Annotated in this window: 20 protein-coding genes; 8 read left to right on the plus strand and 12 right to left on the minus strand. The window is 66.5% G+C overall.

All coding sequences use genetic code 11. From position 1 onward, the window contains the following. Positions 1-281 precede the first annotated feature (281 nt). The 3 genes from JL100_RS27940 (at position 282) to JL100_RS27950 (ending at position 4,162) form a co-directional block, all read left to right on the plus strand. Entirely contained in the window at positions 282-1,484 is a 1,203-nt protein-coding gene (locus JL100_RS27940) for an IS256 family transposase (protein ID WP_202685841.1), read from the plus strand. A gap of 125 nt (positions 1,485-1,609) precedes the next feature. Continuing rightward, on the plus strand, positions 1,610-2,779 hold the full coding sequence (locus JL100_RS27945; RefSeq protein WP_202684902.1) for a tyrosine-type recombinase/integrase: 1,170 nt from the start codon (positions 1,610-1,612) through the stop codon (positions 2,777-2,779). Positions 2,780-3,322: 543 nt separating this feature from the next. Next, positions 3,323-4,162 carry a glutamine amidotransferase-related protein gene (locus tag JL100_RS27950; protein WP_202684903.1) on the plus strand — a complete coding sequence of 280 codons (840 nt, stop codon included), beginning with the start codon at positions 3,323-3,325 and terminating at the stop codon, positions 4,160-4,162. 39 nt (positions 4,163-4,201) lie between these two features. On the opposite strand, the gene JL100_RS27955 is transcribed toward JL100_RS27950, so the two are convergent. From JL100_RS27955 to JL100_RS27965, 3 genes are all read right to left on the minus strand, one after another. Further along, a complete protein-coding gene (locus tag JL100_RS27955; protein WP_202684904.1) occupies positions 4,202-5,221 on the minus strand; it encodes a hypothetical protein in 1,020 nt (339 codons plus the stop codon). Between the two features lie 94 nt (positions 5,222-5,315). After that, positions 5,316-6,812 (minus strand): hypothetical protein, encoded by a 1,497-nt coding sequence (locus JL100_RS27960; protein ID WP_202684905.1) that lies wholly within the window; start codon positions 6,810-6,812, stop codon positions 5,316-5,318. Between the two features lie 136 nt (positions 6,813-6,948). Further along, on the minus strand, positions 6,949-8,616 hold the full coding sequence (locus tag JL100_RS27965; RefSeq protein ID WP_202684906.1) for a sensor domain-containing phosphodiesterase: 1,668 nt from the start codon (positions 8,614-8,616) through the stop codon (positions 6,949-6,951). 249 nt (positions 8,617-8,865) lie between these two features. Between JL100_RS27965 and JL100_RS36590 the strand changes: the two genes are divergently transcribed. The 5 genes from JL100_RS36590 to JL100_RS27995 all read left to right on the plus strand — a co-directional run bounded on the left by JL100_RS36590 (position 8,866) and on the right by JL100_RS27995 (position 13,666). Then, positions 8,866-10,554 carry a methyl-accepting chemotaxis protein gene (locus JL100_RS36590; protein WP_202684907.1) on the plus strand — a complete coding sequence of 563 codons (1,689 nt, stop codon included), beginning with the start codon at positions 8,866-8,868 and terminating at the stop codon, positions 10,552-10,554. 150 nt (positions 10,555-10,704) lie between these two features. After that, positions 10,705-11,715: a zinc-dependent alcohol dehydrogenase family protein gene (locus JL100_RS27980; protein WP_202684908.1), complete on the plus strand. Its 1,011-nt coding sequence runs from the start codon at positions 10,705-10,707 to the stop codon at positions 11,713-11,715. Positions 11,716-11,810: 95 nt separating this feature from the next. Continuing rightward, positions 11,811-12,365, plus strand: a complete 555-nt coding sequence (locus JL100_RS27985) for an Hsp20/alpha crystallin family protein (RefSeq protein WP_202684909.1) — start codon at positions 11,811-11,813, stop codon at positions 12,363-12,365. A gap of 48 nt (positions 12,366-12,413) precedes the next feature. Next, positions 12,414-12,761 carry an HPF/RaiA family ribosome-associated protein gene (locus tag JL100_RS27990; protein WP_202684910.1) on the plus strand — a complete coding sequence of 116 codons (348 nt, stop codon included), beginning with the start codon at positions 12,414-12,416 and terminating at the stop codon, positions 12,759-12,761. A gap of 14 nt (positions 12,762-12,775) precedes the next feature. Continuing rightward, positions 12,776-13,666, plus strand: a complete 891-nt coding sequence (locus JL100_RS27995) for a universal stress protein (RefSeq protein WP_202684911.1) — start codon at positions 12,776-12,778, stop codon at positions 13,664-13,666. Between the two features lie 209 nt (positions 13,667-13,875). On the opposite strand, the gene JL100_RS28000 is transcribed toward JL100_RS27995, so the two are convergent. From JL100_RS28000 to nifJ, 9 genes are all read right to left on the minus strand, one after another. Further along, positions 13,876-14,289: a flagellar biosynthesis repressor FlbT gene (locus tag JL100_RS28000; protein WP_407696923.1), complete on the minus strand. Its 414-nt coding sequence runs from the start codon at positions 14,287-14,289 to the stop codon at positions 13,876-13,878. 113 nt (positions 14,290-14,402) lie between these two features. After that, the gene (locus JL100_RS28005) at positions 14,403-15,737 is read right to left on the minus strand and encodes a tetratricopeptide repeat protein (RefSeq protein ID WP_202684913.1); all 1,335 of its coding nucleotides are present in this window, start codon (positions 15,735-15,737) and stop codon (positions 14,403-14,405) included. A gap of 48 nt (positions 15,738-15,785) precedes the next feature. Further along, complete coding sequence (locus JL100_RS28010) at positions 15,786-16,526, minus strand: DUF1217 domain-containing protein (protein WP_202684914.1); 741 nt, start codon at positions 16,524-16,526, stop codon at positions 15,786-15,788. A 34-nt stretch (positions 16,527-16,560) separates the two neighbouring features. Beyond that, a complete protein-coding gene (locus JL100_RS28015) occupies positions 16,561-16,968 on the minus strand; it encodes a flagellar biosynthesis regulator FlaF (RefSeq protein WP_202684915.1) in 408 nt (135 codons plus the stop codon). Between the two features lie 136 nt (positions 16,969-17,104). Further along, positions 17,105-17,926 (minus strand): flagellin, encoded by an 822-nt coding sequence (locus JL100_RS28020; RefSeq protein WP_202684916.1) that lies wholly within the window; start codon positions 17,924-17,926, stop codon positions 17,105-17,107. 369 nt (positions 17,927-18,295) lie between these two features. Then, positions 18,296-18,856 (minus strand): hypothetical protein, encoded by a 561-nt coding sequence (locus JL100_RS28025; RefSeq protein ID WP_202684917.1) that lies wholly within the window; start codon positions 18,854-18,856, stop codon positions 18,296-18,298. Further along, positions 18,849-20,474 carry an FkbM family methyltransferase gene (locus JL100_RS28030; RefSeq protein WP_202684918.1) on the minus strand — a complete coding sequence of 542 codons (1,626 nt, stop codon included), beginning with the start codon at positions 20,472-20,474 and terminating at the stop codon, positions 18,849-18,851. Before JL100_RS28030 ends, JL100_RS28025 begins: the two co-directional genes overlap by 8 nt. Positions 20,475-20,614: 140 nt before the next feature. After that, entirely contained in the window at positions 20,615-21,613 is a 999-nt protein-coding gene (locus tag JL100_RS28035; RefSeq protein WP_202684919.1) for a dihydroorotate dehydrogenase-like protein, read from the minus strand. 27 nt (positions 21,614-21,640) lie between these two features. After that, positions 21,641-25,234: a pyruvate:ferredoxin (flavodoxin) oxidoreductase gene (gene nifJ, locus JL100_RS28040; protein WP_202684920.1), complete on the minus strand. Its 3,594-nt coding sequence runs from the start codon at positions 25,232-25,234 to the stop codon at positions 21,641-21,643. Positions 25,235-25,266: the final 32 nt, after the last annotated feature.

Here is a 25,266-nt window from a genome sequence, read left to right on the forward strand (position 1 = left end):
CTACAGCCTAGCCGAAGCAGCGCCTTTGATTCACTCCAGCATCAAAACGCGCTCTTTGCGGGAGGCTATCGCCACAGGCAGACTCAGGGGGCATGGTAACGTCCAACGGAGTGGTGGAAATTGGCCCTTGAAGGGTTGAGGCGGCCCGGGTGGAGCTCGCAGAGCGGAGCCCGGGCCGCCTCAACCCTCCGCCGCTGGGGCCGCAACGACGTGGAGGTGGTCATCACGCTCTTCAGGTAAGGTCGAGTTGCGACACGAGACCAGACCCCGAGAGAGGCATGATGACCAAGGATACGATGACACTTCTGCTCGACCAGATCCAGGCCAGTACCGATGGCGACTTCCTGCGCGCCATCGCCGCTCACACGCTCCAGCGACTGATGGAGTTCGAGGTCGACGGCCTGATCGGCGCCGGGCGCCATGAGCGGTCCGACGAGCGCACCACATACCGCAACGGACATCGGGATCGTCAGCTGGAAACCCGGCTCGGCACGCTCGACCTGAAGATCCCGAAGCTGCGCCAGGGCACCTACTTTCCGGCCTTCCTGGAGCCCCGCAAGACCGCCGAGAAGGCGCTGACGGCCGTGATCCAGGAAGCGTGGATCCAGGGCGTGTCCACCCGCAAGGTCGATGACCTGGTCCAGGCGCTGGGCATGACCGGCATCTCCAAGTCGCAGGTCTCGGCCCTGTGCCAGGACATCGACACCCGCGTGCTGTCCTTCCTCGAGCGGCCGCTGGACGGCGAGTGGCCCTACCTCTGGCTCGATGCGACCTACATCAAGGTCCGCCAGAATGGCCGCATCGTGTCGATCGCGGCGATAATCGCCACCGGTGTCAACCAGGACGGCCGCCGCGAGATCCTCGGGCTCGGCCTGGGCCAGTCGGAAGCCGCCACCTTCTGGATCGAGTTTCTGCGGGGGCTGGTCCGTCGCGGTCTGAAGGGCGTGAAGCTGGTGATCTCCGACGCCCACGAAGGTCTCAAGGCGGCTATCACCCAGGTCCTGAGCGCCACTTGGCAGAGGTGCCGGGTTCATTTCATGAGATCGCTCTTGGCCCATGTGCCGAAAAGCCAGCAGTCGGTCGTCTCGGCCGCTGTCCGGCAGGTCTTCGTCCAGCCCGATCGCGAGACTGCCGGACAAGCCTGGCGCCACGTCGCCGATCAGCTCCGCCCACGCTTTCCCAAGGTCGCCGCCCTGCTTGACGATGCCGAACACGACGTGCTCGCCTACATGGACTATCCTGAACCCCATCGTAGCAAATTGCACTCGACCAATCCGATCGAACGCCTGAACAAGGAAGTAAAGCGCCGGACCAATGTCGTCGGGATCTTCCCGAACGAGGCCAGTGTTCGCAGGCTTGTTGGTGCTGTACTTCTCGAGCAAAACGACGAGTGGCAACTACAACATCGTTACCTGACGCTTGAGACCATGACCGGCATGGTCGCCAGTGATGAAGCAGCCCTCGCCGCGCTGACCAAGACCTGACCTACGGTGCTGATGGCCTCCTCCCAATTTACACCAGCTTGACGGACGCAATCCAGGGCATCCAAGATCGGTCGTACTGTGCTGGTGACTGGCGCTGATATCATCACTTATCTGGAGCGAGCAAAATGCCCCGCGCCTACAAGGGCCCGCGTCTCGAACTTTACGGCCCAGACACCCGGTTCGGTGCCAAAGCCAAACGTGGCTTCACCGAATACCGTTTCTACATCGTCTGGTCAGACGCCGGCAGAAAGTGCGAGCGCAGCACGGGCACGTCAGACATCGGCGTTGCTGAAAGGTGTTTCCGCACCTTCCTCGAAGCACGCGCCGACGCTGCCAGAGTCGCCAACCAAATTGATGGCCCCCGCCGTCCTGACCAAATGAGTGTTGCCGATGTGCTCGACATTTACGGCCGCGAGCATGCTCCGCAAACGGCGGCCCCAGCCCGCATCGGCTATGCAATCGACGCGCTTCTGCCATTCTGGGCGGAGCTAGCGGTCAGCGACATCAAAGGTGAGACCGTGCGCCGGTACATGCAATTCCGCCGCGACCGGTTTGCGGCGCGTGAGGCCGAACGTGTCACCGAGCAGACCGCTCGCGGTAGGCTCCCACCACCTGCCCGCACCCTTTCGGACAATACTGTACGGCGCGAGCTAGTGATGCTTAGTGCCGCCTTGAAGTATTGCAATGAAGAAGGTTATCTGATCAACCCGCCGACGGTCTGGCTGCCGGAGAAGGGCGTGCCACGTGACAGACATCTATCCCGATCGGACATAGCTCGGCTTCTGTGGGCAGCTCGGAAATCCGCGCGCAGCCGCACGCATCTGACGCTCTATATCTTAGTCGCGTTCTACACGGGTGCACGCCGGAGTGCGATCTTGGAACTACAGTGGCAGCCGAACTCCTTAGGCGGGTGGGTAGACTTGGAGCGCGGCATAATTGACTTCCAAGGGAGCGCGCGGCGCACCAAGAAGCGCCGGAGTGCGATCCCAATTCCGGGTCGGCTGATGACGTTTCTGAAGCTGGCGCGGCGTAGGACCATGCGATACGTGATCGAGTTTGAAGGTCGTCCGGTGCGCGATCCGAAAAAGGCTTTGGCGACGGCCGGCCGTGCCGCCGGGCTCGGAAACGTGTTCAGCCACCTGCTGAAGCATTCGGCCATCACGTACCTTTTGGGCGCTGGAGTGCCGCTGTGGGAAGTCGCCGGCTGGACCGGGACCAGCGAGGAGACAATCAGGCGCGTCTACGGCCATCACTCGCCAGACTATCTGTCGAGTGTAGTGAAGGCGCTAAGATAGCACCCGTCAATCCCCGTAACATCCCGCAACGAACGCAATTTAATCATTCCGAACTTCATCCATCCACGAACAGAAAGTGAAAATTTGCAGAATGCCATGCGAACATCAACATGCATCCTGCCCTCCGAAGGCAGAGGTCGTACGTTCGAATCGTATCGGGTCCGCCATCGAATTCAAGGGCTTAGCTGGCAACCAGCTAAGCCCTTTTGATTTTCAGCAAGCGCATGATCATTTATGGATACGCGCGACCAGCGGTGTCGCGGGTCGCGTGGAACCGAGGCTGAGGACACCTCAGCCCAAAGCGCGACATTGATTTGAGTTTCATGCCCGCCGCTCCAGATCGTTAGCCGAGACGCCTGTCCGGCATTCCGGGGAAACAAACCCGCTTGTCCAGCATCCGAACCACGGCCTCCCGCAGGATCATCCGGAAGGCCGCCACGGATAGCCCGGTTCAGCGTTCCGTAACAACCAGTGCCGGCGCACCTTTTGGCATGGCGTCTGTTTGCTGTTCAAAAGTCCGCCGTAGCCAGAGATTGGATATCCGTGTCCCTTCACCTCCTGATCGTCGCCAGCGAAACGCCGGATCAAGCCGAAGCGCGCCGCCAATCCGTTGGGGCTGCGTCGCACGAGACCTATGCATCGACCGTGCGCTCGCTCGCCGAGGACGCTTCCATCGATTTCGCGTCCTGTGTCGACGGATCGAGAACGCCTTCGATCCCCGAGTTTCGTCGATATGATGGAATCTTCTTCGCCGGCTCTCCGATCCAGATGCACGAGGATACCGGGGAAAGCCGTTCGGCCGCCCGTTTCGCGGCTGATGTGTTCGAGTCCGGAACGGCCGCGTTCGGATCATGCGCCGGTCTGCAGATCGCGGCCGTCGCGGCGGGAGGGACGTGCAAGCCGCGCGAATCGATGATGGAGGCCGGATTCGCGCGAGGGATCACGGCGACGGAAGCCGGGCGTGATCATCCGCTCCTGCAGGGGCGGCCGATCGTCTGGGACGCCCCGGCCATGCATTTCAGCGTCATCGATACGATGCCGGAAGGCGGTGTCGTCCTGGCAAGGACGAAGAGCACGCCGATCGAAGCCGCGGAGATCAGGTCGCAGAACGGGATTTTCTGGGGCGTGCAGTATCATCCCGAGCTGACGATCGCCGAGATCGCCGCATCCCTTCGCCGGCAGACGGACGATCTCATCGCGCAGGACATGGCAAGGGATCGCGTGGCCATCGAGTATTACGCAGCTTTGCTCGACGACCTTCACTGCGACGCTACGCGCAGGGACATTGCCTGGCGGATCGGAATCGACGACGAGATCATCGATGAGAAAAAGCGCACGAGCGAGCTGCGCAGCTTTCTGCGTCTGCTGGAGCGGCGAGCGTGAACCCGCTTCCGCTCAGGACATCGTCCGCCACCTCTCCCTTCACCCCTCCTCCTGCAAGGCGTTGAAGACGGTGGTCTGGCGGCGGTAGAGGCTGGCGGCGTCGGCGTGGAAGCGGCCGCATTCGTCCCTCGGCACCAGGGGGAGGATGCGGAGCGTGGTCAGCGCCAGCGTGGGGTCGGCGGTGCTGCCCGGCCAGTTGCCCCAGAGATCGCATACCGGCTGCCAGCCGTCGAGCAGCCAAGCAAGGCGGTCGACCGCCTGCTTGAGGGTCGGGCCGCGGGAGTCCCAGTCTTCCAGGAGGGGGCCGGGTTCCGCCATCGCGGCATCGACCTGACGGACAAGGTCGTCGCCGATCGCCACGGTCAGCCGGGCCACGTCGGCGATCAACGCGGTCGCGTCGCCGCCGGCGCCCTCGACGCGGGCGGCGAAACCGCGGACCCGGGCGAACAGGGTGCGCAGCGGCCCCCGGCCGTCGTCGGCGTCGACGCCGAGCGGGAGGGCGACGGACGCGGCCTTCTGGATCCGGTCGAACAGGTTCTCCGGCTGCAGCGCGGCGCGGGCGGCGGCCTTGCCCGCCGGCGTCGCCAGCAGCAGCGGCGTCATGGGATAGCCGTTGACGGTCAGGCCGGGGGACGGGATCAGGCGGCGCAGCAGGTGGAACGCGGTCACCGTGGCGACCTGGGCGCGGTCGGCCAGCAGGTCGTCGGCATCCTGGAGCATGGCTTCGCCGGCGAGGCCGCTGCGGGCGACACGGTAAGCCGCGACCTGGATGCGCTCGGGCGTGACCGCCAGGGTCGTCAGGACTTCGGCATGCAGCGTCAGGTCGTGCAGGTTCAGGCGCAGCATGTCGGGAAGCGCGCGCCACGGCAGGATATAGACGCCGCGTCCGCCCGAGAACCCGTAGACCAGCGCTTCCAGCTCGCCCTGGGCCGCCCGCCTGACGCGGGCATTGGCGAGGTCGGGCTTCTGGAACGGCACCGTGGCGCCGCGCTCCTCGAAGGTGGCGGGCACATGGTCGCCGGACAGGCGGGTCGCGAACGGCGGCAGGGTCTCGTTCATGGTGGGCGACTCTTGGGAAAGGGATGCCGGACGATGATGCGCCCGAGGAATTGAAGAATTGCTTGCCGACGGGCAACCCCACGTGGAAGGCCGCTCACCCGCCCCGGGCCGGGGCGCAGCAGGACCGGACGATCTCCGACAGGAAGGCCTCCCGGGTCTTGGGGGCCGGCCGGCCGGTCGCGTCGACGAAGGCGGTCTGGAGGAAAGTCAGGACGCTTTCCTGCGGGCAGAGCTGCTCGAAGGCGTGTGCCGCCCGCGCCGCGACGCGCAGCGCGCGGTCGGCCAGCGCCGGGTCGGGAGCAGGGTCGGGCGGCGATCCGGGCGCAGGCGCGGCGCCGGCGAGGATACCTGATCCGGTATCGGGGTCGGGACGCGCCAGGGCGGCGATCCGCCGCCGGGTCGCGGCCATCAGGCGCTCGACCGAGGCGGCGGTCATGTCCGCGAAACCGGCTCCGGCGCAGACCTCGCGGCCGACCGACAGCATCTCGACCGCCGCCGACAGGGCGGCGACGAACTCCGATTCGTCCCGGGTCCGGGGCATCGCGGGGAGGCGTTCGATCATCCCGTCCACGTTGGGCATCAGCCGGTCGCGGACCGTCGCCTTGAGGTCTTCGCCCAGGCGCTCGGCGGCGGCCGTCCCGGCGCGGCCCATGGGCTGGGCGCGCAGCACGGCCAGCCGTTCGGCGGCCGGGCGGAGCCCGCGCGCCAGCGACGGGGGGTCCAGGTCGCGCGCCGCTTCCTCGGCGGTCTCCAGCCCGATGTCCTGGCGGGCGTCGTCGGCGGTGCAGCGCACGATGTCGGACAGGATGCGGACGACCTCCTTGGACCGGTGGCGGCCGAGTGCCGTGGCGAAGTCGGGGAAGGCGCCGCGCGACAGGGGGGAACGCGCCAGGGAGAGCAGCAGGACATGCATGGCGAGGGCATCGTCCGCGGCGGCGCGCAGGAATTCCGACACCGCCGGGTCGGTCCGGCCCCGGGCGAGGTCCTGGCGGATGCGCCAGAGATCGAAGCGCAGTCCGATCGCCAGGTCCATTTCCGGAACGATGTCCCAGATGTCGGGATGGATGCGCTTGCCCACGTTGGCGATGGCGGGGTTTCCCACCGCCGCGGAGCGCATGGCCGACAGGGTCCCCCGGCCCGCCTCGAACAGGGGATGGTCGAGGGCGTCGCGGTCCGGCCGGAGCGGCAGCGGAAACTCCTCGGTCGGGCCGCGCAGCAGGCCGGGCACGGTCGCGGGCCTGGTCAGCAGCCGCCAGAACGGCATCAGGATACGGCGGGGGATCAGCCCAGCCGGCCGCACCCGGGGGTTCCGGTCGGTAAGAAGGTCCTCGAACGGCAGGCAGAACAGCCGCATGGGCGTGAGCACCTTGGGCGGCCGGGTCGCCCGCAGGCGGGGACGAAGCGCGTCCTCCAGCGCCGCGCGGGCGGGGGATGGCGGCAGTTCCGCCGAATAGCGGTGGATCCGCTCGATGGTCCGAGCCGGCAGGGTCGCGATCTCCTCCGCCGTCGGCAGCACCATGCCGGGGGCCATCCCGGCAACCACGTCCGCGGACCCGGCGTGCATCTTCAGGTCAAGGGCGGGGGCCGGCATGGAACCGCCCTTTCGACTGGACTCGGATCATTCCCCGCCGGCTCCCCCTCTCAGCATGGTCTTGCGCAGCATTTCCTTAGAAACCGTAGCTTGCATATTATTATATTCAGGTTAAGGGAAATGCCGCCGTTCGCCTTCAGCTCCAGCTTTCCACGGCGCCCTGGCGCCGGCCGCGCAGCCGGGACGGCGCCACCGGCTCCAGTTGCTTCGGCGTCGAGACCGGCGTCCAGACCGGAACCGGCGTGGCCTTGCCGAACAGCCATCCCTGGCCCAGGGTGACGCCGATTCCGCGGAGGAAATCGCTTTGGGCGGCGGTTTCCACCATTTCACCGACGGTCCTGATCTCCAGGTCGCCGCACAGCCGGGCGAGCCCGCGCAGCAGGGTGTCGTCCCGCCGCGATCCGCCGATCCGCCTGATGTAGGAACCGTCGATCTTCACCCCGTCTATGGCCAACGCCTGGAGATATTGGAAAGACGCCGCACCGGCCCCGAAATCGTCGAGATACACGGCGAAGCCGCGCCGCCTCACCTGCTGGATCACCTGGTCGGCCCGGGCCAAGTCGCGCAGCCGGGCGCTTTCGGTGATCTCCAGCGACAGCCGGCCGGCAAGGTCCCGGTTCTCGTCCAGCAGCGCCAGCAGCAGCCGGATGAACACGGCGTTCTCCAGCGACTGGCCGGAAAGGTTGACCGCGAGGCGGAGCGGCCCGGCCCCGCGCTCCCGGTCCCGGGACCGCATCGCCGAGATCGACCGCGTGCAGACGGCGAAGTCGAACTTCTCGATGACGCCGATCTCCTCCGCGAACTGGACCTTCTCGAAGGGGCTGCTGCCGTCCTTGAAGCGGGCCAGGACCTCGAAATGGTGAAGCGCCCCGGTCGCGAGCTCAACGATCGGCTGGAAGGACAGGTCGAACTTCTCTTCCCGAATGACCTCCGCGAAGTCGTTCATGCGCCGGATCGCGGTATCGACCATCTGCTCGAACGCCTGGGTCATCGATCCGGGCAGCGCCGCCGCCGGACCCTGGGTGGAGAACCGGTTGACCGCGAAGCGGACCGCCTGCAGCAGTTCGTCCTGTCCCAGCCCGCCGGAGTCGAGCGCCATGTCGTGGGCGCTGAGCCCGAGGTCGATGCCGTTGCGGGCTCCCTCCTCCGTGATGTCGGCCAGGCCCTGGCGCAGGATGGAGTCGCCGCCCCTGTGGGTGACGCCGAAGCGCGCCTCGCCCAGCCGGGCAGCGGCGTTGCCGTCGACCGCCGAATTCCGCAGCAGGGTACTGATCCGCTGCACCAGGGTGTTGCACATGGCCGGATCGCTTTGCGCCAGGCCGAGCAGCCCCGGCGCCTCGACGAGCGTCATGTTGGCGCCGGCCCCGCCCGCCCGGCTCGCGGCCTCGACGAAGTCCTCGATGCCGACGAGTCCGGCCCCGGGATCGGCCCCGGTCTCGCCGGCGGCGGGAAGGGCCGTCAGCACGCAGGACAGCCACTCCTGCGGTCCCGCCAGCCGGCAGGCGCTGAGCGACGCGCGCCGGGCCGGTTCGCCGATGCCCAAGCCGGCGGGCGCCATGCGAACCTCCAGCGGCCCGGATCGCCCCTGCGGCCCGAGGGTCGCCGCAAGGCCGCGGACCGCCTTCCGGTCCGCCGGGTCGAACAGGTCGAGCCAATCCCTGCCGATCAACTCATCGTCGCGCCGATCCGTCAGCGTCGAGGCCGCGCCGATGGCAAACCGGATTTCGCCGCCAGGACCGACCTCGATCAGCAGATCGGCTGCCGCGAAGGCGAAGGAGATGAACCTCTGAAGTTGGCTTTTCATTGATCGGTCTCGATGAAACGATTTTAGCTTTCCCCTTCCCAATCCTACTTGGAGGTTACTTCGAAAGGTAAAAACCTTAGTTATACATTTGGTTATAGGCAGATCCGGAGCATTGAAATAATCAACTTATGAATCCCGGCATAAATCCAAATTTTGCAACATAAAGTAATCATATCAAGAAATAATTCATTGCTTGAACATATCCTGGCTTCGGCAGGGGAAAGCTTCTCATCGATTCCAGAGGACTTTATGAGTGTAGACGACAATAATCCTTCATGGCTCGCGTCGGACAGCCAGTCGCGGCGCCTGGCCGTGTTCCGCCTGACCGACGCCGACATCGACCTGGTCCGAGAGCAGAGATCCTTTGCCGAACAGCGTCTCCCGGCTCTGCTGGAACAGTGGCAGTCCCGTTTCGCCGCCTGGCCCGAGATCCAGTCGGCGCTGGCCAACCCCGCCGTCCATGCCGTCCGGGTGCGGCACTGGGTCCGTGCCGTGTCCGGCCGGATCGACGACGATTTCATGCGGTCGGCGACCCAGCTCGCCCGGACCTTCTATGAGAACGGCGTGCCCGGCTATGCGGTCGCGGTCTGCCACAACGTCGTGGTCACCGGCATCGTCGAGGAGTTGGGGCTGGAGGCCGGGGGGAACGGTCTCGGCTCGCTGCTCCGGTCCGGCGACGCGGCCCGGAAGCTGGCGCTGCGCAACGCGCTGACCAAGCTGGCCTGGCTCGACCTGGAGCTGCTGCTGGAGACCTACGCCGAGGCCGAGGCGGAAACCAGGACCGCGGCGCTCCAGGCGATGGCGGAGACGGTGGAGCGGGAAGCCCGCTCGGCGGTCGAACGGGTCGCCGTCCATACCGACGGCATGGCCCGTGAAGCCGAGGGCATGGCGGAGTCGGCGGAGCGGGTCGGCGCCAGCTCCCGCACCGTGGCCGCTGCGGCCAACCAGGCGCTCGCCAATGCCCAGACGGTCGCGGCCGCGACCGAGCAGCTGGCGGCCTCGATCCGCGAGATCACCGCCCAGGTGGCCCATTCGGGCGCGGTGACCCGCCGCGCCGTGGAGAGCGGCGAGCGCACCCAGGCGACCATCGGCTCGCTGTCCCTGGCGGTCGGCAAGATCGACGAGGTCGCCAAGCTGATCAGCGCCATCGCGGGCCAGACCAACCTGCTGGCGCTGAACGCGACGATCGAGGCGGCACGGGCCGGGGAGGCCGGCAAGGGCTTCGCCGTGGTGGCCCAGGAGGTCAAGAACCTGGCCAACCAGACGGCTCGCTCGACCGAGGAGATCACCCGCCAGATCAGCGAGATCCAGAGCGTGACCGCGACCGCCGTCGGCGCCGTCGCGGAGATCGGCCAGACCATCGGCGAGATCGACCGGGTGTCCGGGGCGATCGCCGCGGCCATGGAGGAACAGGCCGCCGCGACCCACGAGATCAGCCGCAACGTCGCCGAGACCACGGTGGCCGCGCAGGAGGTTTCGATCCGCATCTCCGAGGTGTCGAGCGAGGCGGTCCAGACCGGCGAGCAGGCGGCCCAGGTGAAGGCCGGCTCCAGCGGGGTGGCGGTCAGCATCGACGAGCTCCGCCGGGTCCTGGTCCGGGTCGTCCGCACCTCCACCGCCGAGGCGAACCGGCGGCGCGACGAACGCTTCGAAGTGGACGAACCCTGCTCGGTCGAGTTCGGGTCGGACCGGCGGACCGCCAGGATCGCGAACCTGTCGGAAGGCGGGGCGATGATCACCGGCGTTTCCGGCATCCGCGTCGGCGCCCAGGGGGTCCTGGCGCTGGACCGCCGCGGCGTCCGGGTACGCTTCGACGTGCTGGACGGCGACGGCGGCGCGCTGCATGTCCGTTTCACCGCGCAGGACATGGAGAATCCGCGTTTCGCGGCGGCGTTCGACGCGATCACGGGCGGGCTGCGGCCGGCGGTGGCCGCGTAGGGGGGCGGCACGGGGGGGCGGCACGGGGGGACGGTACCGGGGGGACGGTGCCGGGGGAACGGGGGGCCGTCTTGACGCAGGTTAAGGGACGGTCCCCGGCGATCGGGCAGGATCGCGTCCGACAGGACACGAGCCACGAAAGCACCCCCCATGAAGGCAATGGTTCTGCAGCGCCCCGGCGGCCTGCTGGTTCCGACGGATCGGCCCGACCCTATCCCCGGGCCGGGCCGGATCCTGATCCGGGTGCATGCCTGCGCGGTCTGCCGCACGGACCTGCACGTGATCGACGGGGAGCTGCCCGACCCCGTCCTGCCCCTCATCCCCGGCCATGAGATCATCGGCTCCGTGGTGGAGGCCGGGCCCGGAGCGGAGCGGTTCGCCCCGGGCGACCGGGTCGGGGTGCCGTGGCTCGGCTGGAGCTGCGGCACCTGCGCCTGGTGCCTGTCCGGCCGCGAGAACCTGTGCGACCGGGCCCGCTACACCGGATACCAGATCGACGGCGGCTATGCCGAGCTGACGGTGGCCGACGCCCGCTACTGCTTCCCGATCGACCCCTCCTATACGGACGCGGAGGCGGCGCCGCTGATGTGCGCCGGCCTGATCGGCTACCGGGCTCTCCGCATGGCCGGCGATGCGGCCCGCCTGGGGCTCTACGGTTTCGGCGCCGCGGCCCACATCGTGGCGCAGGTCGCCCGCCACCAGGGGCGAGAGGTCTTCGCCTTCACCCGGCCGGGCGACCGGGGCGCCCAGGACCTCGCCCGCGAGCTGGGGGCGGCCTGGGCCGGCGGGTCCGACGAGCCGGCGCCCGAGCCGCTCGACGCCGCGATCCTGTTCGCCCCCGCCGGGCCACTGGTGCCGCTGGCGCTTCGGGCCGTGACCAAGGGCGGGACGGTGGTGTGCGCCGGCATCCACATGAGCGACATCCCGTCGTTTCCCTACGAGATCCTGTGGGGCGAACGGGTCGTCCGGTCCGTCGCCAACCTGACCCGGCGCGACGGCGAGGAGTTCCTGGCGCTGGCCCCCCGGGTGCCGGTCCGGACGCGGGTGACGGAGTATCCGCTGGAGCGGGCCAACGAGGCCGTGGCGGCGCTCCGGTCCGGCGCCATCACGGGGGCCGCCGTGCTGACGGTGGGGAAAACAGGCAGTCTTGATCCAGGTTAAGGCACGCCGGCCGGCGCCGCGGCAGTCTTTTCCGTGCGGCGACACCGAGGTCGCGCCAATCAAGAAACAATCCTGAAACTCAGGAGGATCGAGCCATGACCAGCATCCTGGACAAATCGGCCGGGACGTCCGAAGCCCAGCCGCCGGTAACCGGAAACAAGGGTGCGGCCGAACGTGCCGGACACCCCCTGCTGAGCCTGCGTGACGAGATCGATCGCCTTTTCGACGATTTCTCGGCCGGCATGATGCGCAGTCCCTTCCGGACCCGCCTGATGGATTTCGAGCCTTTCCGCCGGTTCGAGACGGTGTTCTCGGGAGCGGTGCCCACCGCCGAGGTCGCCGAGAAGGAGAAGGAATACGTGGTCACGCTGGAACTCCCCGGCATCGACCAGAAGGACGTCGAGATCAGCGTCAGCGGCGGGATGCTGACCGTGAAGGGCGAGAAACGGGAGGAAAAGGAGAAAACCGAGAAGCAGCTCCACCTGTCCGAACGGCGCTACGGCTCGTTCCAGCGCTCCTTCCCCGTCCCGGAAACGGTCGATCAGGACAGGATCGCCGCCGCCATGAAGGACGGCGTGCTCACCGTCACGCTGCCCAAGACCGAGGAGGCCTCGCGGCCGGCGCGGAAGATCGAGGTTTCGGGCCCGTAGCCCGCTTCCCTCCAGTCCCGGCCATGAGCCAACCCTGAGGCGGATCAAATGCAGACACCACTCAAGATCACCTTCAAGAACCTGGATCCGTCGCCGGCGCTGGAAGCGCGCATCGGCGAGAAGGCCGCGAAGCTGGATCATTTCTGCGAGCATGTCGTTGGCTGCCACGTGGTCGTGGAGAGGCCCCACGGCAGCCGCCAGCAGGGTGATCTCTACCGGGTGACGGTCGACTTGACCGTTCCGGGCGGGGAACTGGTCGCCGACGGCGTCCACGAGGACGCCCACGCCGCGCTCCGCGCCGCCTTCGACGCGACGGTCCGGCGGCTGGAGGACCATGTCAGGCGCCGGCGGCTGGACGTGAAGCGGCACGATCCGATGCCCCATCCGACGGCGTGACGGGAGGCTCGCCCATGATCAGGAAGATCCTGGCGCCGCTGGACGGCCAGCCGTCCGACCGGACCTCGCTGGCGCTGGCGTTCGACATGGCCCGGCTGCTGGACGCCCATGTCGAGGGGGTCTTCCTGGCCACGGACCCGGCCGGGAGCATTCCGATCATGGGCGAGGCGGTTCCGCCCGAGTTCATCGACGAGATGATCCGGGAAAGGGAGGAAGCCGTGGCCGCCGCCGGACGCGAGGCCGAACGGTGCTTCGACCGGGTCCGGCAGGCGGCAGCCCTGCCGCTGGCCGAGGCGCCCGGCGCGGGCACCGGGGGGGCCAGCGCCTGGTTTCACATGAAACTTGGGAATGTCGAGCGGACCCTGGCGAGGATCGCCCGCTGCGCCGACCTGACCGTCCTGCCCCAGGGCGACCGTCCCTTCCCGGGGACCCTGGCCAGGGTCCGCGACGCGGTGCTGTTCGACGCGGGGCGACCGCTCCTGCTGGCTCCCGCCGTTCCGGTCGAGGGTTTGGGGCCGGTCGAAAACTTGGGAAAGGTCGTCGCGATCGCCTGGAACGACAGCGCGGAGGCGACGCACGCGATCATCGACGCGCTGCCGTTGCTGACCCGGGCATCCAAGGTCCTGATCCTGGTGCAGGAGGACTTCCGCCGCCAGATCGACGGCGCCGTGGACCTCGCCGCATATCTCGCGTGGCACGGCATCGACGCGGCCATAGACAGGTTGCCGAGGGTCGAGGAGGAGCCGATGGGACAGGTGCTGACCCAGCGCGCCCTCGACCTGGGCGCCGGCCTGCTGGTCATGGGCGCCTACGGACACAGCCGCTTCCGAGAGATGGTCCTGGGCGGCACGACCCGCCATGTGCTGGAAAACCCGGCCCGGATCCCCGTGCTGATGGCCCACTGACGGGACCGGGGCACCGGGACGCGCCAGACCGGCCGGGTTGACCCGTTCCAGACGGCCTGCCGTTCCATTTGACGCGATGCGTTGGGCCACGGCCCAACCTGCGGTTCGATGCAGGGCAAAGGTGATGCAAGCCGTCGATCGTAGGTTGGGCCGTGGCCCAACGCATCGGTCCGGTTGCCCCGGGCGGGTCAAAGCGATCGGGTACCGTTCTATCTTCTCACATGCTTGGGCTGGAAGCTTTTCACGTAGTTCTCGCTTTGCCGGACATGTTCGGAGTTGTTCGTCCAGAAGTCCGGGGCTTCCTGATCGATGACCTTCCAGAGCATCTTCAGGAGCCTGTAGTAGTTCTTCTGGTCCAGCAGCGGCTCGATTGCCTCGACGTCGAAACCGGCGGCGTGCCGGGGGCCTGCCTTCCGCAGATGCTCCTTCACGTTATGCCAGATTCTCAGGATGTCCCCGTGCTGTCCCTCCCGGGTGCTGCGGTGCTTGATGTAGGTTTCCTGGATCGCATAGTAGAACGTCTGGAGCGTGGTCAGCGCGCCCGGGTCCTTGATGGTCATCCGTTCCGGCAGGATATCGCACTGGTCGAGCAGCAATATCTCCGAACTGTCGACGAACTGCATCCGGACGCCTTCGATATACAGGACCTCACCTTTTTTGACGGAGTATCGAAGCGCCATTCTTCTTGCTCACTCGGTTCTGGAAACGGTGCGGATGGTCCGGCGGGCCCGGTGCCTCAGCCTGGTTTCCGGGCGACGAAGATCGTACCGAACACCGGCCGGCCGGCGTTGACGCGGAGCTGCTCGCGGGCGGCGGTCACCACCTCGAAGCCGGCGTCGGCCAGGGTTTTCTCGACATAGGACCGGCGGTGGGCGAAGCGGCCCGCCGTGGAAACCTCAAAGTCATCAAGGAAACACTCCTCGACCGAGAAGACGAACAGGCCGCCGGCTTCCAGGACGTCGGAGACCTTGGCGACGAACCCGTCGAGCCGGCCGATATAGCCGCACACGTCGGCGGCGACCGCGACCGAATAGGCGCGGTCGATCTCGCCCAGCGATTCCTGCAGGTTGACGGCCTCGATCTGGTCGTAGACGCGCTTCTCCAGCGCCTTGGCCAGCATGTTGCGGGAGATGTCGACGCCCTTCTGGAAGTCGGCGACGTCGCGCAGCATGAGGCCGGCCAGGCCGGTCCCGCAGCCGAGGTCGAGGACGGAAGCGAAGCGCGGCCGGCCGGGAGCGGCCTTCAGCAGGTAGCGGCGGACGAGGCCCGGCACGCGGTATCGCAGCTTCTCGATCAGGTCGGTTTCGAAGTGGCTGGCGTAATCGTCGAACAGCCCCGCCACGAACTCGGCCGGAACGGTGTCCATCGCCTCGTTCCGCAGCAATGCCAGCATGTGCCGCGACCGGGAGTTGGTCGGGTCCAGCTCGACGGCCCGCTCGAACGCCGCCGCGGCGTCGGCGCGGCGCCCGGGGCTGCGGTGCAGGGCATTGCCCATGTTGTGGTACAGCTCCGGCGCCTCGACGAAGGCCAGGGTACGCCGGCAGACCTCGATGCTGCGCCCGAAATCCTTCAGGTAATTCAGCGTGCTCGACAGGTTTACCGCCGCATCGACCATGTCGGGGTGGGCCGCCAGGACGGTTTCGAACAGCTCGACCGCGGCCTCGTGGTTGCCCTGCCCCCGCATCGCGAGGCCCAGGTTCACGTAGAGCTGGGGATGCTGTTCAGGTTCGGAATTGTTGATCGCCTTGACGTGGAAGACGACCGCCTCGTCGAACATTTGCAATTTCTGGAGATGGACGGCGAAGCCGTTGAGCAGTTCCCAGTCATGGGGCCTGGCCATCACGGCGGTCGCCAAGTCCTGGACCGCGTCGCCCAGCTCGCCCTGGCGGGCGCGGCAGGCTCCCCGCAACGCCAGCAGGTCGGCGTCTTCCGGCAGGGCGCCGAGCGCCGCATCCACCAGGGTCCGTGTCCCCTCCAGGTCGCCGCGCGCCAGAAGGATGGCTGCGCGCTGCTTCAACTCCGCCATGCCGGCGGGATCAAGCGGGTCTCGCAGGGTTATCTCGGCAAGCATCGATTCTCTCCAGTTCCAGGCCGAACCGTCCGGCGGCCATGGCGGCGCTCAGGCGAAAAGGTTGAGTTTCCACTGCTCCGGACCGGCCGACACGGACGTGTCGTCGGAAAGCATCAGGAAGCGCTTCGCCATCTTGTCGACGAATTTCGGATCGCCCAGGTCGGAGACCTTCAGGCGTTTCTCGATCGCGGCCGCCTGCGCCTCGACCGACTGGTTGGCGATTTCCAGGGGCAGGCCCAGCGCCGTGGTGACGACATGGCGCAGGCGCTGGTCGCCCAGGATGTCGTAGGCGTTCTTCACGCCGGCAGCATTGTCCTTCAGGTACAGGGCCAGGGGGACCGCCGAGTTCTGGGTGGACAGCCCGTCGTTGTACCTGCTCTTGACGTAGAGTTCGGCCAGGTCGTCCTTGGTGCTCTCCCGCTGGATCTGCCCCATCCCCTTCTCGCCGAACTGGAGCAGGCTGGCGGCGGCCTTGTAGCGCTTGTCGGTCAGCCTGTTCATCAGGGCGTCGGAATCCTCGGCCTTTTGGGTCAGGGCCTTCCTGATCAGACCCATCTTGTCCGTTTCCTTGCCGAGATCCACCGCATCCAGGACGAACTGCGTCAGGCGGCGGTCCTTGAACAGGTCCTCGACCGACTTGACGCCCTGGATCTTGTCGCGGAAGTAATCCACCTCGGCCTTGACGTCCTTCCGGGCGGCCATCTTCTCCAGCGCCGTGTCGCTCTGCTTGAGGGCGAGCTGATAGGCCGCCAGGGCCGGCATTTTGTAGAAGACGATGCTGTTGGACATGGCCGGGCCTCCCGAGGCGAGTGGAACGATCCCCTTACGCCCCGAGGCGCTGGTTCTGCGGAATGGTCGGCGCCGGAGTCACGGTCGCCTCGGGCAGGGCCGCGAGCCCCTCGATCATCTGCGTGTTGATATCGATCAGGAAATCGACGTCCAGCTTGCCGGTCGCGTTCTCGTCGATCTCGCGGATGACGGTCTGCCCGATGGAGATGATCTGGGCGCGGAGCGGTGCCGGCAGGCGGTTCTGGTCGTCCCGCAGCAGGCTGACGACGGTCTGCCAGAGCAGCCTGTTGTCCGACGCGGCCCTGACGAGACCCAGGCCATCCGGGTTCGCCTTGCCCTCGATCAGGCCGAAAGTGACGCGCTTGAAAAGGTTCGCTTCCTGCGAGCGATAATCCTTGTTCATCATCGCCGCCTGTTTATAGGCATTGAGCTTCGGGTTCATTGCCACTTCCGTTCAGCACCGCTTCCGGTGATGGTTTCGAGGAGTAGAGGAAAGTTCTTGAGTGCGCGGGGACTGGTTCGAAAGAGGCGCCCGCCCCCTCTCCTGACGGGGTTTCGGAGAAGGGGCGGGCATTGCCTTAACGGAACAGCCCCAGCAGGGACTGCGGCGACTGGTTGGCGATCGACAGCGCCTGGCTCGAAAGCTGCTGCTTTACCTGCAGGGACTGCAGGCGGGCACTTTCCTTGGCGAGGTCGGCGTCGACGATGGCGCCCAGGCCCGTGTTGGTCGCGTCCGCGATCGCGTTGTTGAACCCGATCTGGTTCGTGACCCGGCGGCTGTCCGCGGCCAGCTGGTTCATCGCCTTGCCCAGGTTGGACATGGCGTTGGCCATGCCGCCGGTCGTGGAGATGAGGGCAGCCGCCGCCGTCGCGTCGGCGGCCGCGCCGAGCTGGCTGTGGACCGTTTCCATGAAGTTTTCGGAGTTGACCGTGATGTTTCCACCGTCGACGTTCGAAATGATCTTCTGGTCGGTGGCGGTCGCACTGATCAGGCTGACGCCATTGTACTTGGCATCGGAGATGAAGTTTTCGATGTCCTTTTTGAGGGTGGCGTACTGCTCCGTATAGTTCGCGCGGTCGTCGCCGGTCAGCGCCTCGTCGGCGAGCTTGGTCAGGACGGCGCGGACATCCCCGAGCGACTTGGAGATGTTCTCGCCGGCCTTGACCGCGACGTCGATCATGCCCTTGCCCACCGCAAGACGCTCGTTCACCGCGCTGATCGCCTTGACGTCGCTGCGGATGCCTTCCGCCACGGCGTAGGAGGCGCCGTCGTCGTAGGCGTCCGCGACGTTCAAGCCGGTGCTGATGCGTTTCTGCGTCGCCGACAGCGAATCGCTGACGCTGTTCAGGTTCTTCAGGGCGACCATGGCCCCGATATTGGTATTGACTGAGTTGGCCATCCGAGCCTCGTGTTTTGGATTGAAACGGCTTTCTGCCGCCGAACTACATTGATCTCGACTCGTAAATAAAACGTGAATATCCGAGTATTATGACTTCTGTACTATAAAACAAATCACATATTTGGAGGCATTCACTATGCAGTTTTACTTAACCGCTCAAACAATGACGCTCCATTCTTGAGGCTTTTTCTCTTTTCAGGAGAGGTTTTTCAACACAGCGTACCTTCGAAAGAGGTGCGGGCCTCAGCCTGCAAGAAAGGAGTATGTTTCCTCGAGAAACAAGCCGGAATAGGACACTGTCAGAAGGAATTTTCTTTTTCAGGTTGTCATGCTCCGACCCGGATCCCTGCCGGGGCGCCGGTGACCTGCTTACAACCGGTTCCATGCCGGCATGCCGGGAACCGCCGCCGCATCGTAAGCCCGCGCAAGTTCCGCCACGCCGTCCCTGATATCCCGGGACAGGGGCTTGGCCGGGACGGGATCCCCGTCGAGCCGCATGGCGTCCATAGGATCGTCGCAGACGATGAAGGCAGGATCGATCACCTCGAGGACAGAGAGCAGGAAATCCCGGCTTCCTTCCCATGGTCCGGCAGGAATGGTGATGATGCACATGTCGGAGCGAGCCGCTCTCAACAGGCAAGCGATGCCGCCCAGAATCCTCAGCCCGAATCCTTCTCCCGAGCCGGTGCGGACAGGGTGGACCATGGCGGGGCCGTGCCTCGTCAGCGCCGGGGCGTGATATTCCAGCGTGATCGCCCCGGCGCCGCCATGATCCGGGTGCCGCACATCGGCATCGATCCGGCTGGCCGCCCTGCCGGACAAGGCCAACCGGGCGCAGATCGCTTTGCCGATCCTCGTCCCCGACAGCCTGTCGCCGCCGAGAACGGCGATCCGGCCGCCTTCAGGCGCCGCCGCCAGGAGTTCAAGCATCGGCCAGGGAGGCATGCACGGCCAGGATATCGGCGCGATCCTGCGACACGAAACACCTGAAGCCGTTGGCGTACAGTGTCGTCAGGCATTCCCGTTTCTCGTCCGCGGGAAGGTTGCAGATCTCTACGATCACCACCCGGGTTCCCAGGGCCTTGAAATCGACCTGACGCAGGATCGCCATATCCGATCCTTCGGTGTCGATGGCGACCAGATCGACCGTGTCGAACGAGTGCTTGGACAGGATTCGGGCAAGGGTGCTGCAGGCGACGGGCTCCGTGATCAGATGTTTCCTTATCGAAGCGAAGTCGTCGGCGGAAACCAGGTTGCCGCCTATCGCGTTCCTGTCGTCGTAGAGCGACGAGATGCCCATGGCCCAATGGGGAACCGACCCGTTCTCGACCGCCTCGACGGGAACGCGCCACATGTGGCGGGGCTGGTCATCCTGTGCGATCGCGCAATTCTCGAAGATCAGGCCGTCGCATCCCTCGTAGTTCCTCTTCAGCCTCCGGAACATATCCGGCAGGGGCTCGACGAGGATTCCATCCCATCCATACCCCTTGATGGCGTGATGAAGATGGTCGAACATCAATCCATCCATCGCGCCGACCTGGACGAAATTGACGAATCCAAGGGAGTTCAACTTCTTGAATGTGCTTTCCATGAATTTCTTCGTGAAAATCCCTTCGACCGCACAATCGTCTCCGATATCGAATTTCTCTGATCGTGACCCGCCTGCATTGCCATCGAATGTAAGATAGCTTTTCTTTAGAATTCCTGTCGTAGTCTCGACATAGAATGCATCTCTTTTCGTGTTATCAGCCAGCCCCATTATTCCTATTTCTTCATATGGAAGAAAGGGCTCGACGAATTTTCCTCTGGTTTCATCGAAGGCAGGCACCCGGCTGTTACACACCCAATGGCAATAGGCGGGGAGCAGATGCGTTCTCAACGGCGTGCCATGGACAAGAACATTCAGGGCGGTCTGCTCCACTTCCCTGAAGATGGCGGACCCCAGGCCCTTGGTGATCAGGAACTGCCATTGCGCCCAATGCGGCGCGGTGCTCCGGCCGCACAGCGCGCCCGCAGCCACCACCGGGAAACGATATAGTTTCTCGGCGATTTCCTCTCCGAATCCCTTTGAGTACCATTCACGCTGGAACTCCATCAGGTAGGAATCTCCGACCGCCGGCCCGTACGCCCTGTCCGCGGTCGGCACGACGGCAAAGCCGTCCTCCCGGGCACCCGCTTCGAACAAGTCCAAAACCTTCGCGTTCTGAAGCCAGCTATCGGCGTCAATCCAGAAAATGAACTCGAAGCCGGGAAAGTATCTTGGAAGGAACGGCCGGCAAACCATGGCCTTGAACCATTCGGGAAGGCCGGCGTTCTTCAATGGCTCCAAGGGCCACTCGGGCTGGACGATGATCGCGCCCTTCCTGTCCAGATAGGCTTTCTCAGACTCCGACAGACCAAGATCCAATATTCCCAAGGCACGGCTACGAAGCCCCTCGACCGCTTCAAGGGACTCTATCAGGCCGGCCAGCAAATCGAAATATGCCGAGTTGGCACCGGAAACAATCACTACGCTTGATCTTCCGGAATAATCCTGGAATAGCGCCACGATTTTTACTCCAAACTATATCGTGGTCGCAAAAATATTGGGATATGGTTAAATATATGTAAACCATGATATCCCGGTATTCGATCCATCATACGGGCGGGGCAAGACTCCGGAAGCTCCTCCCTTATCCAGTCCGGAAACTATCCCTCCGCCCGCCAACCCTGAAGCACGCGCATGTAGTTCGCCCGCTCGAAGGCCGCCGGGTCGGGGCAGCGCCGCAGGTTCATGCTGCCCTGCATCTGCTCCAGGGAAGCGTAGTCGCGCTCCTCCATCCAGCGGCGCAAGCCGTCTATCAACACGGTCAGATGCTCCGGGCCGTGGCGCAGCAGGGACGACACGGTCTGCACCGCGTGGGCTCCGGCCATCACCGCCTTGACCACGTCCTCCACCCGATGGACCCCGCCCGATGCCGCCAGCGCGGGCCTGATCCGGCCGGACAGGATCGCCAGCCAATGCAGGCGCAGCAGCAGTTCCGACGGGTCCGAAAGCTGGACCCGCGGCGTCACCTCCAGCGCCTCGATGTCGATGTCGGGCTGGTAGAAGCGGTTGAACAACACCACCCCGTCGATCCCGATATCCTCCAGCCGGCGGATGACCGCGGCGACGCTGGAGAAGAACGGCGACAGCTTCACCGCGACCGGGATCGAGACCGCGCGGCGGACGGCGACGGCGACGCCGACCAGCCGGTCCTCGACCACCTGCCCGGGTTCGTTGGGATCGGCCGCGACGGCATAGACGTTCAGTTCCAGCGCGTCGGAGCCGGCCTCCTCCATCAGCTTGGCGTAGCGGATCCAGCCCGACCGGCTGACGCCGTTCAGCGAGGCGATCACCGGCACGCCGACCGCGCCCTTGATGCGGCGGATCTGCTCCAGGTATCCGTCGGGACCGAGCGCGAAGCCGTCGAGCGGCGGCAGATAGCTCAGCGCCTCCGCGAAACTCTCGGCCGGACGCTCCGCGGCATGGACGGCCGCGAGCTGCTCGCCGGAGATCTGCTCCTCGAACAGGGAATGCATGACGATGGCGGAAGCCCCGGCATCCTCCAGCCGACGCACCATGTCCAGGTCGTCGACCAGGGGCGACGCACCCGGCATGATCGGATGGGGCAAGTCGAAACCGAGATAGCGCGTGCGCAGGTCCATGATCGCTCCCCTCCCCTCGATGAGTGGTCAGTCGGCCGCCGGCTCGACGAATCCCGCCATATGGCGGTAGAGGTCCAGGCGCAGCCTGTTCTCGGTCTCTGCCGCCTTGAGCAGCCGCCGGAACCGCTCGGGGTCGTCGCGCCGGACGACGCCGAAGCGGGTTTCGTTGGCCATGAAGTCGGCCAGCCGCGCCTTGGGCGGGCCGCTGTCCAGTTGGAGCGGCGGCTGCCCGGCCGCGAGCCGGCGCGGGTCGTAGCGGAACAGCGGCCAGTGTCCGCTGTCGACCGCCAGCTTCTGCTGGTCGAGCTGGTGGCACAGGTCGTAGCCGTGGGCGACGCAGGGGCTGTAGGCGATGACCAGCGACGGGCCGGGATAGGATTCGGCCTCCATGAAGGCCTTGACCGTCTGCGCGTCCTTGGCGCCGAACGCGACATGGGCGACATAGACGTGGCCGTAGGCCATCGCCAGCATGCCCAGGTCCTTCTTGCCGACCGCCCGGCCGGCCATGGCGAACTTGGCCGACGCGCCGAGCGGCGTCGCCTTCGACTGCTGGCCGCCGGTGTTGGAATAGACCTCCGTGTCCAGCACCAGCACGTTCACGTCCCGGTCGGAAGACAGCACGTGGTCCAGGCCGCCATAGCCGATGTCGTAGGCCCAGCCGTCGCCGCCGACGATCCAGACCGACTTGCGCGCGAGATAGTCGGCCAGAAGCTCCAGCCGCCGGGCGGCGGGGCCGGCGATCCCGGCCAGATGCCGGCGCAGTTCCAGGACAGCCTCCCGCCGGGCCTTGAGCGCGCCTTCCCCGGCGGGCCCTTCCGCCAGCAGGCCCTGCACGAGCCCCTCGGGAAGGTCAGGCCCCAGCCCGCGCAGCAGAGCCCTGGCCTGATCGGCCAGCTGGTCGATCCCGACCCGGATGCCGAAGCCGAACTCGGCATTGTCCTCGAACAGGGAGTTGGCCCAGGCCGGCCCGCGCCCGTCGGCGTTGGCCGCATAGGGCGTGGTCGGCAGGTTACCGCCGTAGATGGACGAGCAGCCGGTGGCGTTGGCGATGACGGCGCGGTCGCCGAAGAGCTGGGTCAGCAGCTTGACATAGGGCGTCTCGCCGCAGCCGGCGCAGGCGCCGGAGAACTCGAACAGCGGCTCGAACAGCTGCACCTGCTTGACGTTGTGGGGCACCCGCTCGCGTGGGGCTTCCGGCACCTGCCGGAAATAGTCCCAGAGCGGCCGGGCCGCCGGGCGCACCGCGTCGGCGGGCCGCATCTCCAGCGCCTTGCGGCGGGGATTGCCCTTGTCCTTGGCCGGGCAGACCTCGACGCACAGGGTGCAGCCGGTGCAGTCGTCGGGAGCCACCTGGAGCAGGTACTTCGCCCCCTGGAACTCGTCGCCGCGATAGTCGAGTATCACGAAACCTTCGGGAGCGTCCGCCAGGTCGGCGGGTGCGGCGGCCTTGACCCGGATCGCGGCGTGCGGGCAGACCATCGCGCACTTGTTGCACTGGATGCACAGCTCGGCGTTCCAGATCGGGATCTCGGTCGCGATCATGCGCTTCTCGTAGCGCGTGGTGCCCAGCGGCCAAGTCCCGTCCACCGGGAAGGCGCTGACCGGCAGCCGGTCGCCATGCCCGGCGAGCATCAGCGCCGTGACCCTTTGGACGAAGTCCGGCGCGTCGCCGGGAACCGCCGGCGGCCGGGGAAGGCCGGTGGGCCGGGCGGGAACCGGGACCGGCACCAGATGGGCCAGCGCCTCGTCCACGGCGGCATTGTTGCGCCGGACCATCTCCTCGCTGCGGCGGCCGTAGGTCTTTTCGATCGCGGCGCGGATCTCGGCGATCGCCTCGTCGCGCGGCATCACCTCGGACAGGGCGAAGAAGCAGGTCTGCATGATAGTGTTGATTCGGCGCCCCAGCCCGGCCTCCCGGGCGACCCGGCTGGCGTCGATCGCGTGGAGCCGCAAGGACCGTTCGATCGCCAGCTCCTGGACCTCGCGCGGCAGCCGGGCCCAGACTTCCTCCGGGGTGCCGGGAAGGTTCAGCAGCACCTGGGCGCCCGGAGCGGCCAGTTCCAGGACCTCCGCCCGCTCCAGCAGGGGAGCGTGGTGGCAGGCGACGAAGCCGGCCTTGCGGATCAGCCAGGGAGCGTTGACCGGGTGCCGGCCGAAACGCAGGTGGGAGACGGTGGTGGCGCCGGCCTTGCGGCTGTCATAGACGAAATAGCCCTGGGCATGGGCGCCGGTATGCTCCGCGATGATCTTCAGCGAATTCTTGTTGGCGCCGACCGTCCCGTCCGAGCCCAGGCCGAAGAACACCGCCCGCATGGTGTCGGGCGGCTCGATGTCGAGATCGGGGTCGAACGCCAGCGAGGAATGGCTCACGTCGTCGGTGATGCCGACGGTGAAGCGCCGTTTCGGCTGCGGCTTGGTCAGTTCCTCGAACACCGCCGCGGCCATGCCGGGCGTGAACTCCTTGGACGACAACCCGTAGCGCCCGCCGACCACCAGGGGACGGGCCGGGAACTCCTCCGGGGCGTCCGCCAGCGCCGCGACCACGTCGAGGAACAGGGGTTCGCCGACGGAGCCCGGCTCCTTGGTCCGGTCCAGCACCGCGATCGCCCGGACCGTCCTCGGCAGTGCCGCCAGGAAGCCGGCGGTGTCGAAGGGCCGGTAGAGCCGCACGGTCAGCGCGCCGACCTTGTGGCCGCGCGCCGCCAGCCAGAGCGCGGTTTCCCTCACCGTCCGGGCGCCCGACCCCATGGCGACCACGACCCGCTCGGCGTCCGGCGCGCCGTCATAGTCGAACGGGGCGTAGCGGCGGCCGGTCAGCGCCGCGAAGCGCTCCAGGACGCCGCGGACGATGCCGGGGCAGGCTTCGTAGTAAGGATTGCAGGCCTCGCGCGCCTGGAAGAAGACATCCGCGTTCTGTGCGGTGCCGCGGATCACGGGGTGGTCGGGGCTCAGCGCCCGCCGGCGCAGGGCGTCGATCCCCTCCCCGTCCAGCAGGCCCCGGATCTGGTCGTCGTCCAGCGGGGCCACCCGGTTCAGCTCGTGGGAGGTGCGGAACCCGTCGAAGAAATGGATGAAGGGGATACGGGACTCCAGGGTCGCGGCATGGGCGACCAGGGCCATGTCCTGCGCCTCCTGCACGGTGGAGGACGCCAGCATGGCGAAGCCGGTCTGGCGGCAGGCCATGACGTCGGAATGGTCGCCGAAGATCGACAGGGCATGGGTCGCCAGGGTGCGCGCCGCCACGTGGAGCACGAAGGGCGTCAGCTCGCCCGCGATCTTGTAGAGGTTGGGAATCATCAGCAGCAGGCCCTGGGACGCCGTGAAGCTGGTCGCCAGCGCGCCGGCCTGGAGCGCGCCGTGGATCGCCCCGGCGGCGCCGCCCTCCGACTGCATCTCGACCACCTTGGGAACCTGTCCCCACAGGTTGGGCCGCCCCTTGGCCGCCCACTCGTCCGCCAATTCGCCCATGGGCGAGGCGGGGGTTATGGGGTAGATCGCGATGACCTCGCTGGCCCGGTAGGCGACGGAGGCCGCGGCCTGGTTGCCGTCGATGATCTCGCCGGCCTGCGTCCGGCCCTCCCCAGAGCTGCGTGCGATGGCGACGGACCCGTCGTCGGGCATGGCATCCTCCCGCTATTTTCCGCCAGCATCGG

Origin of the sequence: Skermanella mucosa, from assembly GCF_016765655.2 — a bacterium.
Classification (GTDB): Bacteria; Pseudomonadota; Alphaproteobacteria; order Azospirillales; family Azospirillaceae; genus Skermanella; species Skermanella mucosa.